Origin of the sequence: Rhodopseudomonas palustris (assembly GCF_034479375.1) — a bacterium.
Lineage (GTDB): Bacteria > Pseudomonadota > Alphaproteobacteria > Rhizobiales > Xanthobacteraceae > Rhodopseudomonas > Rhodopseudomonas palustris_M.
This window is the reverse complement of sequence record NZ_CP140155.1, coordinates 3,136,783-3,152,215: the sequence shown is the minus strand read 5'-3', so window position 1 is coordinate 3,152,215 and position 15,433 is coordinate 3,136,783. Positions and strand designations below refer to the sequence as shown.

General features: G+C 64.0%; 13 protein-coding genes and 1 pseudogene. 11 read left to right on the top strand and 3 right to left on the bottom strand.

Going from position 1 to position 15,433, the window contains the following annotated elements; genetic code table 11:
- Positions 1 to 47: 47 nt before the first annotated feature.
- Both SR870_RS14285 and SR870_RS14280 read left to right on the top strand, forming a co-directional pair.
- Entirely contained in the window at positions 48 to 959 is a 912-nt protein-coding gene (locus tag SR870_RS14285) for a transglutaminase family protein (RefSeq protein ID WP_322514209.1), read from the top strand.
- A 255-nt stretch (positions 960 to 1,214) separates the two neighbouring features.
- Entirely contained in the window at positions 1,215 to 1,619 is a 405-nt protein-coding gene (locus tag SR870_RS14280) for a gamma-glutamylcyclotransferase family protein (RefSeq protein ID WP_322514208.1), read from the top strand.
- Between the two features lie 234 nt (positions 1,620 to 1,853).
- Here SR870_RS14280 and SR870_RS14275 read toward each other — a convergent pair whose 3' ends face one another.
- Positions 1,854 to 2,096, bottom strand: a complete 243-nt coding sequence (locus SR870_RS14275; RefSeq protein WP_322514207.1) for a hypothetical protein — start codon at positions 2,094 to 2,096, stop codon at positions 1,854 to 1,856.
- Between the two features lie 306 nt (positions 2,097 to 2,402).
- Between SR870_RS14275 and SR870_RS14270 the strand changes: the two genes are divergently transcribed.
- The 5 genes and pseudogenes from SR870_RS14270 to SR870_RS24170 form a co-directional block, all read left to right on the top strand.
- Positions 2,403 to 2,621, top strand: a complete 219-nt coding sequence (locus tag SR870_RS14270; RefSeq protein ID WP_322514206.1) for a hypothetical protein — start codon at positions 2,403 to 2,405, stop codon at positions 2,619 to 2,621.
- A 366-nt stretch (positions 2,622 to 2,987) separates the two neighbouring features.
- Positions 2,988 to 5,039: a DNA primase gene (dnaG, locus tag SR870_RS14265; protein WP_322514205.1), complete on the top strand. Its 2,052-nt coding sequence runs from the start codon at positions 2,988 to 2,990 to the stop codon at positions 5,037 to 5,039.
- Positions 5,040 to 5,305: 266 nt separating this feature from the next.
- The gene (gene rpoD, locus SR870_RS14260; protein WP_322514204.1) at positions 5,306 to 7,456 is read left to right on the top strand and encodes an RNA polymerase sigma factor RpoD; all 2,151 of its coding nucleotides are present in this window, start codon (positions 5,306 to 5,308) and stop codon (positions 7,454 to 7,456) included.
- Between the two features lie 73 nt (positions 7,457 to 7,529).
- Positions 7,530 to 7,811, top strand: coding sequence for a hypothetical protein (locus SR870_RS14255; RefSeq protein WP_322514203.1), 282 nt, complete (start codon positions 7,530 to 7,532; stop codon positions 7,809 to 7,811).
- A 27-nt stretch (positions 7,812 to 7,838) separates the two neighbouring features.
- Positions 7,839 to 8,102 (top strand): annotated as a pseudogene (locus SR870_RS24170) (type II toxin-antitoxin system RelE/ParE family toxin); the annotation flags it as partial.
- Between the two features lie 722 nt (positions 8,103 to 8,824).
- Here SR870_RS24170 and SR870_RS14250 read toward each other — a convergent pair.
- Entirely contained in the window at positions 8,825 to 9,007 is a 183-nt protein-coding gene (locus tag SR870_RS14250; protein WP_322514202.1) for a DUF3606 domain-containing protein, read from the bottom strand.
- 147 nt (positions 9,008 to 9,154) lie between these two features.
- On the opposite strand from SR870_RS14250, the gene SR870_RS14245 reads away from it, so the two are divergent.
- The 3 genes from SR870_RS14245 to SR870_RS14235 all read left to right on the top strand — a co-directional run bounded on the left by SR870_RS14245 (position 9,155) and on the right by SR870_RS14235 (position 13,403).
- Positions 9,155 to 10,231, top strand: a complete 1,077-nt coding sequence (locus tag SR870_RS14245; RefSeq protein ID WP_322514201.1) for an AAA family ATPase — start codon at positions 9,155 to 9,157, stop codon at positions 10,229 to 10,231.
- Positions 10,228 to 10,611, top strand: coding sequence for a hypothetical protein (locus SR870_RS14240; protein ID WP_322514200.1), 384 nt, complete (start codon positions 10,228 to 10,230; stop codon positions 10,609 to 10,611). Before SR870_RS14245 ends, SR870_RS14240 begins: the two co-directional genes overlap by 4 nt.
- Positions 10,612 to 11,639: 1,028 nt before the next feature.
- Positions 11,640 to 13,403, top strand: coding sequence for a diguanylate cyclase domain-containing protein (locus tag SR870_RS14235; RefSeq protein ID WP_322514199.1), 1,764 nt, complete (start codon positions 11,640 to 11,642; stop codon positions 13,401 to 13,403).
- Positions 13,404 to 13,417: 14 nt separating this feature from the next.
- Here SR870_RS14235 and SR870_RS14230 read toward each other — a convergent pair whose 3' ends face one another.
- Complete coding sequence (locus SR870_RS14230; protein ID WP_322514198.1) at positions 13,418 to 14,533, bottom strand: beta-ketoacyl-ACP synthase III; 1,116 nt, start codon at positions 14,531 to 14,533, stop codon at positions 13,418 to 13,420.
- Positions 14,534 to 14,862: 329 nt separating this feature from the next.
- On the opposite strand from SR870_RS14230, the gene SR870_RS14225 reads away from it, so the two are divergent.
- Positions 14,863 to 15,228 (top strand): cupin domain-containing protein, encoded by a 366-nt coding sequence (locus SR870_RS14225; protein ID WP_322514197.1) that lies wholly within the window; start codon positions 14,863 to 14,865, stop codon positions 15,226 to 15,228.
- The last annotated feature ends 205 nt before the right edge of the window (positions 15,229 to 15,433 follow it).

The window sequence follows — 15,433 nt, the reverse complement described above, 5'->3', positions numbered from 1 at the left end:
GCTGGTATCGTTCCGGCACCGCAAAGTCGAGATCCAGATCATTGTCCATGCCGCTGCTGACCATCACTCACCGCACCGAATATCACTACGCCCATCCGGTCGCCTTCGGCGAACACCGGGTGATGCTGCGGCCGCGAGACAGCCATGACCTGCGGATGCTGCAGGGCGCGCTGGTGATCACGCCGCAGCCGGCGTCGCTGCGCTGGATTCACGACGTGTTCGGCAACAGCGTCGCAATCGCGACCTTCGACCGGCGCGCGACCACGCTGACCTTCGATTCCACCGCCACCGTCGAGCATCATCCCAGCGAGGAGTTCGCGCTGACGCCGGACGATCGCGCGTTCTTCTATCCGTTCCTGTACGAGGAGGAGGAGTTTCCCGACCTCGAGCCGTTCATCCGCCCGCAATACGGCGATCCGGATGGCGAATTGTCGGCCTGGGCACTCAGCTTTCTCGATGCCCAGGGCTCGACGCCGACCTTCAAGATTCTCAGCGGTCTCACCCACGGCATCCGCGGCGCGTTCAGCTATCGCAAGCGCCATGCCCACGGCACCCAGCATCCGCTCGACACGCTGCAGACCGGCTCCGGCACCTGTCGCGATTTCGCGCTCTTGATGATCGAGGCGCTGCGCCGGCTCGGCATCGCGGCGCGGTTCGTCTCCGGCTATCTGTTCGTGCATGGCGACCGCGCGCACGGCTATGTCGGCGGCGGCTCGACCCACGCCTGGGTGCAGGTGTATCTGCCCAGCGCCGGCTGGATCGAGTTCGATCCGACCAACGGCATCATCGGCAGTCGCGATCTGGTGCGGGTGGCGGTGGCGCGCGATCCGATTCAGGCGGTGCCGCTGCACGGCAGCTATTTCGGCGGCGCCGATGAGTTTCTGCGGATGGACGTCAGCATCAACGTCGTCTCGGCCGGCGAGGATACGGCCGCGCCGGTCAGCGCGGTGCCGGCTTAGAGCCGTTCTGCTCGAGGTGAAATCAGGCTTGATGATGCGCAGCTCGTGCCGCAAGTACATCCTCATGGTGAGAGGCGCGCAGCGCCGTCTCGAACCATGCGCCACCGGCACTGCGTTGCCCCATCCTTCGAGACGCCCGGCCTCGCCGGGCTCCTCAGGATGAGGACTCAGTGCCTCTGGAAAGGCCGGATTGCTTCGATCAATCGATGAGGCGCTCAGGCCGCGCGGACGTGTAGATCTTCATTCGGAGGCACGATGCTCGATCGGCTGTTCGTCTACGGCACGCTGATGCGCGGCTTCGACAATCCGATGGCGCGGTTGTTGTCCGCCGGCGCCGAATGTCTCGGCGCGGCGACGATGCCGGGCCGGCTGTACCGGATCCGGCACTATCCGGGCCTGGTCGCGGCCGCGGGTCCCGCCGACATCGTGGTCGGCGAAGTCTTCCGGATGCGACAGCCGCGCGAGCTGCTGGCGCGGCTCGACGACTACGAGAGTTGCACCGAGGACTATCCCGAACCGAGGGAGTACCGGCGCGAGATCGCACACGTCACCCTCCGGAGCGGCGCGGTGATCACGGCCTACGTCTACATCTACAATTGGGATGTCGCGGGACAGCCGCACATCGTCTCGGGACGCTTTCAGCCGGACAGTGCCGGCTGAAGCTGCGTCGGGCGAGTTAGCGGTTCATTGTTTGATTGAAGCGACACAGCCTTTCGAGATGCACTGAATCCTCATCCTGAGGAGCCCGGCAAAGCCGGGCGTCTCGAAGGATGGGGCGACGCATCGCTGGCGGTCATGGTTCGAGACGGCGCTACGCGCCTCCTCACCATGAGGTTTCGCCTGGGGTCAGCGTCCCAGCGCGCCAATTCTGATTCCAACAGAAACGGAACTGCTCTAGCGGTTCAGATGAAGTTCGATATGGGCGTTGCCGGCGAGCGGCAGCAGCGTCAGCCATTCCGGATTGCCGGGCTCGGTCAGGCAGAAGCTCGGGAAGTCGTAGGCGTCGACCGCCGCGGTCGCGATGTCGAGCGCGTGACCGCATTCGTCGCATTTCCAGGAGTGGATCGCATAGACGCCGTCGACGGTCTCCACGCCGAGCGACGTCATTTCCACATTGCAACAGTTACAATTCGCCATGGTTCTGGCTCCTTATTGGTCGACTGCGCCCGGTTCCGTTGCCGGAAACGGCGCAAGTGAGCCCTGGACCTTGGTGAATCGCTCTCCCCCGACTCCCCCGCGCATCGCGCGTGGGTGCGGCACTTCAATCCCGCTTATGCGGTGCAGCAATGAGGCAGATCAAACCTGCCGCAGTTGCGAATTGACCCTGATATAGCGACGAATTCTTATGCTGCAATGCGGAATATTGCGAGAATTTGACAACGTGTTAAGATCGCTCGTCTCCCGCATTGGTAGCATCGTCGCGAAGATTGAGCCTGAGGCCGGATGATGATTCACGCGGACTTTCAGATCGGCACTGAATTCCTCACTGAAGCCGGACGCTGGCGCTGCACCGACGTCGGCACGCGCACCATTGCCGCCATTCGCCTCGATCGCGATCACGATCCAAGTTGGTATGCCGGCCCCCCTTACGCGATCGCCGAGCACGTTTTCGACGAAGACGACATCTTGGCGTGCGCGTTGGCTTCGTCCGAGGGGCGCTGACCCAGGCAAGCGCGTGTGTCCCCCCGGCACCCTCTTCACCCTCCCCTGGAGGGGGAGGGTCGCTCGCGCCAGCGAGCGGGGTGGGGTGGCGAAGAGTTCGTCCGCCGTGCCCGCTTCTCACCCCACCCCGTCCCGCATCCCGCTCTGCGGGCTGCGTGCCGACCCTCCCCCTCCAGGGGAGGGTGATGTTCGCGGCGAGCGCGAATCGTCATGTGCGACCGCTCGGGTCGCTGACGGACAGGCGCGAGACCGGTCTGCGCCTGTGGAAAGCCGGTATAAGCCAATCGAACTTCGGCATTGCCGGCGCGAGCCCTATATCCCTAATCGGTTGGCGCCCCCGCGCCCGACCCAGAGCCTCCGTACCCCATGCGCTTTTCGCCGCAATTTCTCGACGAGTTGAAAGCCCGGCTGCTGGTGTCGGAGGTGGTCGGCCGTCGGGTCAAGCTGAAGAAGGCCGGGCGGGAGTGGAAGGGGCTGTCGCCCTTTCAACAAGAGAAGACGCCGTCGTTTTTCGTCAATGACGAGAAGCAGGCGTGGTTCGATTTCTCGTCCGGCAAGAACGGCTCGATCTTCGATTTCATCATGCAGACCGACGGGGTGGATTTCCCCGAAGCGGTCGAGCGGCTGGCCGCGATGGCGGGCCTCGCCTTGCCGGCCGCGACGCCCGACGCCGCGCGGCAGGAGCAGCGCCGCCGCTCGCTCTACGACGTCATGGAAATGGCGGCGGTGTACTTCTCCGAGAATCTCGCCTCGCGCGCCGGCGCTCGCGCCCGCGGCTATCTCGCCGATCGCGGCATCCTGCCCTCGACCCAGGTCAAATTCCGCATCGGCTACGCCTCGCCGGATCGCTTCGCGCTGAAGGAGCATCTCGGCGGTCACGGCGTTTCGGTCGAGAGCATGATCGAGGCCGGGCTGCTGTCGGCCGGCGACGACATCCCGGTGCCGTTCGACAAGTTTCGCGACCGGGTGATGTTTCCGATCACCGACATCCGCGGCCGGGTGATCGCCTTCGGCGGCCGTGCGCTGGAGAAGGACGTCGCGGCGAAGTACCTGAACTCGCCCGAAACCCCGCTGTTTCACAAGGGCGACAACCTCTACAACCTCGCCACCGCCCGCAAGGCGGCGCACGACGCGGCCGGCAAGGCGACGCCGACCGGCGCCGCGTCGGTGATCGTGGTCGAGGGCTATATCGACGTCATCGCCATGGTCACGGCGGGCTTCGCCGCCACCGTCGCGCCGCTCGGCACCGCGCTGACCGAGAACCAGCTTCAACTGCTGTGGAAGATGGCCGACGAGCCGATCCTGTGTTTCGACGGCGACCGCGCCGGCCAGAAGGCCGCCTATCGCGCCGCCGATCTGGCGCTACCGCATCTGAAGCCCGGCAAGAGCCTGCGCTTCGCGCTGCTGCCCGAGGGCCAGGACCCCGACGATCTCGCCCGCGCCGGCGGCAGGCTGGCGATCGAGGAGGTGATCGGCGTGGCCCGGCCGCTCGCCGATCTGTTGTGGTCGCGCGAATCCGAGGGCGGCAGCTTCGCCACGCCGGAGCGCCGCGCGGCGCTGGAGGCGCGGATCAACGAACTCGCCAACGGCATCCGCGACGAGGTGGTGCGGCGCTATTATCGGCAGGATTGGGCCGAGCGGCTGCGCGCCGCCTTCGCACCGCAGGGTGGCTTTGGCGGCGGCTTCGGGAGCGGCTTCCGGGCCGGCGGCGGCGCGCGCGGCGGCGCTGATTCGGGCCGCCGGTTTGCGCCGCGCGGGAGTTTTCCACAGGGCGGCGGCCGTTATGCGCCGTTCGGCCGGCAGACCGGGCTCAGCTCGCCGCCGCAGGGGCGCGGGCCGTATCAGGTCTCCAGCCCCGATCTGGCGTCGAGCCCGATCATGCGCGGCCAGCGCAGCGCGCTGTCCCGCCGCGAGGCGCTGATCCTGCAATCGCTGCTCAACCACCCCTGGCTGCTGCACGACCACCTCGAAGAGGTCGCGGCGCTGGAATTCGCCCATCCGGAGGCGCACCGGCTGCGGGCGGCGATCATCGCCGCCTTCGCGGCCGACCACCATCAGGGCGACGATCCGGCGGGACAATCCGAAAAACTTCGCGCCGATCTCGCCAAGGCGGGTTTATCCGAGCAATTGCAACGCCTTGAACGCGCGATCACGACCCATGCGGTGTGGGGCGCGGGGCCTGATGCTGCGCCCGAGGACGTTCTTTCGACGTGGCAGCAACTCGTTGCCTTGCATCGACAATCGCACTCCTTACTTAGGGAATTGAAGGATGCCGAGCTGGCTTTGGGTGAAGACGGCAGCGAGGCCAACGTCGCCTGGTTGAGGGACGTCAAGGCGCGGCTCTCGGAAGTGGAAGGGACTGAGGCGCTGATCGAGGGATTCGGCCAGTCATCGGGCCGGTTTCATCGGAGCGTGTGACCGGGTTCGCGGCGGTTGGTACGGCGGGTGCCGTGAAAAGACTCGCCAAACCCGCGCCTAGGCTGCAAAAACAGGGTTAGTAAGGGCTTAACGGCATTCCGGTAGAACGCCTTCGGGCACCATTTTTGGGAAACCACCAAGCGGGATCGTGTCGGGTGGCGCAGGCGAGCGCCGCCCTTTGCGCGTCTCACCCGGCAAGGCAAGTTTAAGGCGAGTTTTTGGCGGCGCGGCGACGCGACCATCATGCGCGCGTTCAGGAGCAGTGAATGGCCAGCAAGGCGAAGACGGTTCAGTTGAAAGACAAGGAAAAGGACGACAAGGCCGACGCGCCGGAGAAGGACTCCGCCGACGCTCCCTCGCCGTTGCTCGACCTGTCGGACGCGGCCGTCAAGAAGATGATCAAGCAGGCCAAGAAGCGCGGCTTCGTGACCTTCGACCAGCTCAACGAAGTGCTGCCGTCCGACACCACCTCGCCGGAGCAGATCGAGGACATCATGTCGATGCTGTCCGATATGGGCATCAACGTGTCCGAGGCCGAGGAAAGCGACAGCGACGACGAGGACGCCAAGGACGAGGCCGAGGAAGAGCCCGATAACGACCTCGTCGAAGTCACCGCCAAGGCGGTCACCGAGACCAAGAAGTCCGAGCCCGGCGAGCGCACCGACGATCCGGTGCGCATGTATCTGCGCGAAATGGGCACCGTCGAGCTGTTGTCGCGCGAGGGCGAAATCGCCATCGCCAAGCGCATCGAGGCCGGCCGCGAGGCGATGATCGCCGGACTCTGCGAAAGCCCGCTGACCTTCCAGGCGATCATCATCTGGCGCGACGAGCTCAACGAAGGAAAGATCTTCCTCCGCGACATCATCGATCTGGAGGCGACCTACGCCGGCCCCGACGCCAAGGCCAATATGAACCCGGCGATGGCCGGCGAGGGCGGCGAGGAAACCACCGCCGAGGCCGAGGGCGAAGGCGATGCCGGAGCGCCCGCGCATGTCGCGCCGCCCGCCGCGCCGCCGTCGGCGACGCCGTTCCGTCCCGCGCAGCAGCGCGCCGCGCCCGCCGCGGCCCCGGCCGCCGGCGAGGGTGGTGGCGAAGGCGCCGCCGATGGCGACATGGACGACGACGAGTTCGAGAACCAGATGTCGCTCGCCGCCATCGAGGCCGAACTCAAGCCGAAGGTGGTCGAGACCTTCGACAAGATCGCCGACAACTACAAGAAGCTGCGCAAGCTGCAAGAGCAGGACATCGCCAACCAGCTCGAGAGCGCGTCCCAGGGGCCGTCGCTGTCGCCCTCGCAGGAGCGCAAATACAAGAAGCTCAAGGACGAAATCATCGTCGAGGTGAAGTCGCTGCGGCTCAATCAGGCGCGTATCGACTCACTCGTCGAGCAGCTCTACGACATCAACAAGAAGCTGGTGTCGTTCGAAGGCCGGCTGCTGCGCCTCGGCGACAGCCACGGCGTCGCGCGCGAGGACTTCCTGCGCAATTATCAGGGCTCCGAGCTCGATCCGCGCTGGCTCAACCGCGTCTCGAAACTCTCCGCCAAGGGCTGGAAGAACTTCGTCCATCACGAGAAGGACCGGATCCGCGAGCTGCGCCAGGAGATCCAGTCGATGGCGGCATTGACCGGGCTCGAGATCGGCGAATTCCGCAAGATCGTGCACAGCGTGCAGAAGGGCGAGCGCGAGGCGCGCCAGGCCAAGAAGGAAATGGTCGAGGCCAATCTGCGTCTCGTGATCTCGATCGCCAAGAAATACACCAATCGCGGCCTGCAGTTCCTCGATCTCATTCAGGAAGGCAATATCGGCCTGATGAAGGCGGTCGATAAATTCGAGTATCGCCGCGGCTACAAATTCTCCACCTATGCGACGTGGTGGATCCGGCAGGCGATCACCCGCTCGATCGCCGACCAGGCCCGCACCATTCGTATTCCGGTGCACATGATCGAGACGATCAACAAGATCGTGCGCACGAGCCGGCAGATGCTCAACGAGATCGGCCGCGAGCCGACCCCGGAAGAACTCGCCGAAAAGCTCGGCATGCCGCTGGAGAAGGTCCGCAAGGTCCTGAAGATTGCGAAAGAGCCGCTGTCGCTCGAAACCCCGGTGGGTGACGAAGAGGACAGCCATCTCGGCGACTTCATCGAGGACAAGAACGCGGTGCTGCCGATCGACGCCGCGATCCAGTCGAACCTGCGCGAGACCACCACGCGCGTGCTCGCCTCGCTGACCCCGCGCGAAGAACGCGTGCTGCGCATGCGCTTCGGCATCGGCATGAACACCGACCACACGCTGGAAGAAGTCGGCCAGCAGTTCTCGGTGACCCGCGAGCGCATCCGCCAGATCGAAGCCAAGGCGCTGCGCAAGCTGAAGCACCCGAGCCGCTCGCGGAAGCTGCGGAGCTTCCTGGACAACTGACGACAGTAGGGTGGGCAAAGGCGCGCTTGCGCCGTGCCCACCTTCCACCTGTGATGAAGCCGAGGCAGAGCCGATGGCATCAAAGCGGCACCTGATCGAGGTCGACGAGACCACCGCAACCCGTCTTCGCGAACGCGCCGACGCGCAGGGCGTCTCGGTCGCCGAATTGGTCGCGGGCCTGACGGCGCTGGCCGAGACCCCGGTCGAGATTTCTCCCGAAGACCTCGCCGAACTCGATCGGCAGGTGGCCGCCATCAAATCCGGCGAGGAAGCGACCTACCCGCAGGACGAGGTCGAACGCTGGCTCGCCACATGGGGCACGCCCGACTACAAGCCGTTTCCCAGAAGCCGATAGAAGTCCACCGTAAAGCTCGTCTGGTCGGACACTGCCGTCGCCGATCTCGAACGCTTCGCCGAATTTCTCCGCGACAACCATCCCGCCATCGCAAATCGCATCGCGGCCGAAATCGTCAAGCAGGCGCGGCTGATTGCCGACTATCCGCGGATCGGGCGTCCCGGCCCCGGCGGCTATCGCCAGCTCAATCTGCCGGTGCTCAACGCGGTCTATGTGCTCCGCTACACGTTCGATGCCGAAGCGGTCCTGATGTTGCGCGTCTTCCACAGCCGCGAGCAGCGCGACACGTAGGCCGTCCAAATACGAGGAGCCGTAGGGTGGGTTAGGCGAAGCCGTAACCCACCGTCACCAATCGCGGCGGATGACGCCTTCGGCTCATCCGCCTGACGGCCGCGCAACCCGTCGTCCCCGCGCAGGCGGGAACCCATAACCCTTGACCCGGCAGTCGAACGAACGGCGTCGACCTCATCGCCCCTGGCGAGCCGCTGCGGCGTATCGATCCCCGCCTGCGCGGGGATGACGAGTCGAGAGGCACCGGAAAGCCGCGGTCCCGTAGCCCGGATGAGCGAAGCGACATCCGGGACCACGCTTGCTGATGCAATCAGCCTTGGTGATTCGCAGATCTCACGACCCGTACCGCCTCATGGTGAGGAGGCGCGCAGCGCCGTCTCGAACCATGCGCCGCAGGCCCCCGTGGCCCCATCCTTCGAGACGCCCCGGCTCCGCCCTGCGGGCTTCGCCGGGCTCCTCAGGATGAGGAGGCCGTGCCAAATCCAGGGCCGTTGCTATCAGGCGGAGATCCGTAGGGTGGGTTAGGCGCAGCCGTAACCCACCACTCCGATCGCGGCGGATGACGCCTTCGGCTCATCCGCCCTACGCGCCAAAACCGAATCGACCCAATAGTACGAACAGGCGTCCGACAGTAGGCAGTTTGTAGCCCGGATGAAGCGGAGCGCAATCCGGGGCAAAGCGCAGACCCCGGATCTCGCTTCGCTCCATCCGGGCTGCGCTTGCTAGAGAGGTTTTCCAAGATAACGGGCCACGTCGCGAGCCATGGGGCCAACAGCCTTTACCGCGCGACGCAACTGGTCGGCCGAGACCCCAAACTTTTGCGTCCAGTATTTTACCTCGTAGTCTTCATGAACATTCACTCGTGCACGATCTGCGGGACCGCGAATTGTCTTATCGTCTCCCATTTCGATTCTCCTGATGTTGCTATTGCATTCGCCACTGACATAACCGCCAGGTTCGTATATGTTGACGGCCAGGCAAGAATAGCAATTTTGTGTAATATGTACACATAATTCTATTTCGTGTGTAATTAACGCAAGCGCAGGGTTGTGATGGCAGCGAGATCAGAACTGGTGGGAATCGCGGAAGTTGCTGAAATGGCTAAGGTTTCAAAGCAGGCGGTCTCCAATTGGCGGCTTCGGTACGACGATTTTCCAAAGCCACTGCAACAATTGCAAAGCGGACCAGTCTGGAATCGTGAGGCAGTTGAGGCTTGGGTGAAGGTTTTCAAGGGTGAAGAGACTCACATCCTGAGCTTCATCAACCTAAAAGGGGGCGTCGGAAAAACAACGACGGCCGTCGCGGTAGCTGAGATGCTTGCACAGGAAGAACGCAAGCATGTTTTGCTGATCGATCTTGATCCGCAAACCAATGCGACCGTCACGCTAATCTCGGAAGAGCAATGGGCTGAGATGGATAAAGATGGACGAACGGTAGCTCAGCTTTTTGAAGATCGGCTCAATCCGCATACCGCGTCAAAGTTTGATATTGAGAAGGCAATCGCTCATCGGGTGTCGCGAATAAATGACGGAATCGCACGGCTTGATCTTTTGCCATCGAGCATTCGATTGATTGAGATGCAGGATCGCATCCCAATGATCGCGATGGCTGGCAATTTTACCGCAAGCCCGCTGGATATCTTGCGAAACGCCCTTTTACCGATAATGGATCGATACGATTACATTATCATCGATTGTCCTCCTAGCCTTGGAACTGTTACCAAAAATGGCTTACGCATCTCAACCGGGTACATAATTCCGACTATTCCGGACATTGTTTCCACTTGGGGAATTTATCAGATCGTCGACAATGTGGCCCGCTTCGCGCGCGATATTGGTCGGCCCATACCCTCTCTTGGTATTGTTGCGACGAAGGTACAAAGCAACAATCTGCACCGCCGCGTGATTGCTGATCTGCAAGACGGCCGGTTAGGTCGATTCAGCGAAGGCAATGATGTGACCCAGCCAGCACTTTTTGCTAACACGATACCGCAAGCCGTAGATGTCGCCCGCGGTGCCGATGTTGATGCTGACATCCGAACTTTCAAAGGGAAGTATGGCGCAGCATATTCCGCACTTCATGGCCTTACACGAGAAATCAGACAGCTATGCGAAAAGAAAAAGAGTTGATGGTCTTGCTGCGAGGTCTCGTTGATCTGATTGCAGAGGAGGCCGAAAAAAATGCGGCTTTCTCGGACAGGCTAAACGGCCTTTTAGAAACCATCCCGGTCCGCGAAGAAGCAATCAAACCGAAGAAGGCTCGCGACAATTCGGCGAAGATTCCAGACATATATGCTGAGAATGCAGTTCGTAGCGCCGACGATTTTCTGCTTTGGCTACGTGAACTCCCTTTAGATACGCTTAGATCAGTCATCCGTTTAAATGATTTTGATCCGACTCGAAGAACAACCAAGTGGAAGGATCCTGAAAAGTTAGCTACGTTTATAGCAGACAATCTACGAGCTCGTAGCGCACGAGGTTCGGCCTTTATGACAAGAACCAATGGCTGAGCATTCTGTCGAGATCATTCATACAGTCTTGTTTCCCAGCGCAAAAGGCCATCTTCGTATCACAAGTGTTTATCAATCCTATCCCAGGTCGAGACATCCATCACAATTTTCGTTTGAAGAGAGGTCTGTTTGTGATCGCCGATGTTCTCGCGGGGGGGGCGTCCATCGCGGTCGCTTGCTGCTCTTGACAAAATTCCCACACCAGTATATATTCCTATCCATCCCGCTCCAATACCGAGGGGCGGCTCGCGATCGTCACTAGTCGCGGGGCGGGGTGCGGTGGACGCGGCAGCGTCGGGCGCGGAGGGAAGGCGGCAGGGGGCTTTGAGGCAGGAGGTCCGCAGGGCCTGGCCTCGGGGTCTATGGAGCCGCCGGACTTCAGGCGCATGACGACGACGCTGTGCGATGCGGGCCGGGGCGGAGATGCGCCCCATCTGCATCGCCTTTGCGCGCCGGCCCAAATCGTGTGGTCCCGACGCCCGTCGCTGGCGTCAAGGGATGGAGCGCCTGCACGCCGACCGGCCGCAGGAAACCAAGGTGAGGACGCTCGCGTCCGCGCCGCTCAGTCCCGACGGTGACGAACCCAAGCGTATTAAACGCCACCGGGGAGAGCACGAAGCAAGCCGGAAGCCTCACCGCGTGCGGAACGCCGGACGTGTCGGTGCTTTCGTGGTTTCTAACTCATGCGCTTTTTTGCTTTGCGCATGAGGCTGCGGACGCATCGCGCGTCCGGCGTTCCGCGCGCCCTCGTTTGTGGCGCGGCGAAGGGGCTGGCGGCCCATTCGCGCTAGAACCACCGGCGTCCCCGCGCCGTCCAAACAACAGGGGCGATGACGCATGTCTGATGATCCGCGCGGCGATCGATGAGCGAGCCGGTCGACACGATCATGCGCGGCTCGCGGCAGATGGCAGCTCTGCGCGCGCGCCGGTAAGCCATTAGAGAAGCCTTCAGATCTTGATTGTATGCCGGGTTCTTCGGCGGTCGCTCGGAACGACGGCCTGTTTCGGCGGAGATGACACCAAGCACGATGGGCGCCCTCTGGAATCAGATTGCCACCAGCCTCAAGACGCGGTTCCTGGTCGTGACCGTCTGCGTGTTCGGTCTGGTCGCCCTGCCGGCCTATGTCGCCTTCGAATTCCTCACCCGCAAGACCGTGGTCGCGCTCGGCACGCTGTTCGCCGAAAAGCAGGTGCTGTTCGATCGCTATCGCGGCCTCGAGGCGCTGATCCGCGAGGTCTCGCTGGCCGAGACGGTGGCGCGCTCGCCGGCGGTGCGCGCCTGGGCCCGCGACGAGGCCGATCCGGACAAGACCGCGCGCGGGCTGGCCGAGCTCGAGCACTACCGGCTGTCGTTCCACGACAAGAGCTATTTCTTCGTCGTCCACCAGTCCGGCAACTACTACTTCAACGACGCCGCCGGCAGCTATGACGGCAAGCAGCTCCGCTATCAGGTCAAGCGCGACAATTCGCGCGACGGCTGGTACTTCAAGACGATCGCGGCCGGCCAGGCCTGCCAGCTCAACGTCGACCGCGACGACAATCTCGCCGTCACCAAGGTCTGGATCAACTGCGTCATCGCCGACCAGGGCCGGATTCTCGGCGTGATCGGCACCGGCGTCGACCTCAGCGAATTCATCCGCGAGGTGGTGGCGCTGCCGCAGACCGGCATCACCAGCATGTTCGTCGATCGCGCCGGCGCCATCCAGGCGCATCGCGATCCGGGGATGGTCGATTTCCACAGCCTCACCAAGGACACCAAGACCAAGAAGACGATCTTCCAGCAGGTCGACAAGCCGGCCGACGCCGCCGAACTCGCCGCCATGATGCAGCGCGTCTCCGCCGGCCCCGCGGCGGTCGAATCGCGCTTCATGAACATCGGCGGGCGCGAGTTCCTGGTCGGGGTCGGCTATCTCGATCGGCTCGGCTGGTTCAACGTGACGCTGATGGACATCGACGCCATCATCGATCGCCGCCTGTTCACCCCGATCGCGCTGTTGCTGGTGTTCATGATGACCGCGGCGGTCGCGCTCGTCACCATCCTGTTCCGGCGCGTCGTGCTCGACCGGCTGGCGATCGTCGAGGCGGCGGCGCGACGGGTCGAAGACGGCAACTTCGACCATATCGTCGTCGATCGCGGCAGCGACGAGATCGGCCGGCTGTCGCGCACCCTGTCCGGTATGGCGCACGCGGTGCGCGACCACACCCGCATTCTCGAGGATCTGGTCGACGAGCGGACCGAGAAGCTGCGACGTCTCGCCAATATCGATCTCTTGACCGAGATCCCCAACCGGCGCGGCTTCACCCAGGTGTTCGAGCAGTGGCTGGCGAGGTCGCCTCTGGTGCCGCGGTCGGCCGGGCTGGTGCTGATCGATCTGGACGACTTCAAGGACGTCAACGACGCGTTCGGCCATCTGGCCGGCGATCGGCTGCTGTGCGAGACCGCGCGGCGATTGGCGCCGCTGCTGACCGAGAGAGATACTTGCGCCCGCTGGGGCGGCGACGAGTTCGTCGTGCTGGTCGAGGATTGCGACCAGGACGGCCTGCGGGCGCTGTGCGCGCGCATGGTCGCCGCGATGAACGCCACGCCGATCCGCTCCGACGATGGTCAGGACATCGCGCTGACGGTCAGCATCGGCGGCTGCCGGGTGGTTTCGGGCAGTTCGATCGACGCCGCTTTTGCGGAGGCCGATGCGGCGCTCTACGCCGCCAAGCGCGCCGGCCGCAACCGCTTCGTGCTGTTCGACACCGGTGCCGGGTCGGCGCTCGACGCGGTGGTGAAGGCGCGGGCCTGAGCGGCGGTCGCGCCTCAGCGCTTCTGCACGAACACCGTGCCGGCCGAGTAGCCGGCGCCGAACGAGCAGATCAGGCCGAGGTCGCCCTGGGCCATGTCGTCCTGGTGCTTGTGGAAGGCGATGATCGAGCCTGCCGACGAGGTGTTGGCGTAGTCGTCGAGGATGATGACGTTCTCCTCGCGGGTCGGATCGCGGCCCAGCACCTTGCGGCCGATGATCTCGTTCATGTTGATGTTGGCCTGGTGCAGCCACATCCGTTTCAGCGCGTGCGGGTCGATGCCGATCTCGGCGGCGTGGTCGATGATCATGTCGGAGACCATCGGCACCACTTCCTTGAACACCTTGCGGCCCTGCTGCACGAACAGCTTGTCGGCGAGGTCGCGGCCTTCCGGACAGGCGCGGTTGAGGAAGCCGGAATTGTTGCGGATGTTGTTGGAGAACTGCGTCTTCAGCCGGGTGCCGAGAATGGCCCAGCCGTCCTCCGCCTCGTCGGCGCGCTCGACGATCACCGCGGTGGCGACGTCGCCGAAGATGAAATGGCTGTCGCGGTCGCGGAAGTTGAGATGCCCCGAGCAGATCTCGGGATTGACCATCAGCACCGCGTCGGCCGACCCGGTGGCGATGAAATCCGCCGCGGTCTTGATGCCGAAGGTCGCCGACGAGCAGGCGACGTTGATGTCGAAGCCGAAGCCGCCGATGCCGAGTGCGTCCTGCACCTCGACGGCCATTGCCGGATACGCGCGCTGCATGTTGGAGCAGGCGCACAGCACCGCGCCGATCCGCGCGCGGGGCTTGCCCCAGCGTTCCAGCGCTTCGTCGGCCGCCTTCACGGCGATCTCGGCGAGCAGCGAGATCTGTTCGTTCGGCCGCTCCGGGATCACCGGGCGCATCAGCTCGGGATCGAGGATGCCGGCTTTCGCCACCACGTAGCGCGACTTGATGCCGGACGCTTTCTCGATGAATTCCGGCGACGACGGCAGCAGCGGCCCGATCTGCCCGGCGGCGATCGCGGCTGCGTTTGCTGCGTTGAAGTTCGCCACATAGGTGTTGAACGCCTCCACCAGTTCGGCATTCGAAATGCTCTCGGGCGGGGTGTAGAGGCCGGTCGCGGCAATGACGGCAGGGCGCACGGAAGGCTCCGGTCGGATTGGCTGAGTGAGGACCGCCGGCCGTTGGCGATCCGCCGCGCCCCGCTTCATCCGACGCCGATCGGCCGGCGTCTTCCTTGACGTCGGACAAACAGCGCGAGGCGGTCGCATCGTCCCTTGGTCGGGAGCGGGGCCGCCGCTGCGAGGCGCGTCGGCAGGCGGCCGGCGCGGGCGGATGGGGTATGAAACGACCGGCCGCGAAACACAAGCAGATTGCCCGCCAAACAGGCGCTAAAATGCGCTGCACTGCAGGGTGGGGCGCCGGCCACCGGTCACCCGCCGCCGAAGACTCGAGCTTCAGGATTTTGCCCATGCAAACCGGACATCTGCTCGCACCGCTGCCGCCCGCCGGTCCGGACGAAACGCTCGACACGCTCCTGGCGCGCGGCGGCGTCCGCATCGAGCGCATCGTCTCGTTCGGCCAGGCGAGTCCCGAGGGGTTTTGGTACGACCAGGCCGAAGACGAATTCGTCGTGCTGCTGGCGGGCTCGGCGACGCTGCGCTTCGGCGACGGACGCGAATTGCCGCTGACGCCCGGCGCCTGGGTCGACATCCCGGCGCATTGCCGCCACCGCGTCGACGCGACCGCGCAAGGCGAGGCGACGGTGTGGCTGACCGTGTTCTGGCCGCCGGCAGCGGTCGAGGCGGAAGCGGATCAAGCCGACGCGGCGACATGAGAGCTCTCGCGTTCGGGTCACGCCGCGCCTCTTGACAATAATCCTATTATGATTATAGTCCGCGTCGTCCTGTCCGTGAGGGGCGCTTCGCGAGGCGTCGTACAAGCGGGACAGATCGGCGGGCCGGGCAACCGGTCCGGAACGATGGTTCGGCGGAGCTGACGCTGGTCGGCAAAGCCGGATGGACGCGGCGTCCTGCGCGTCG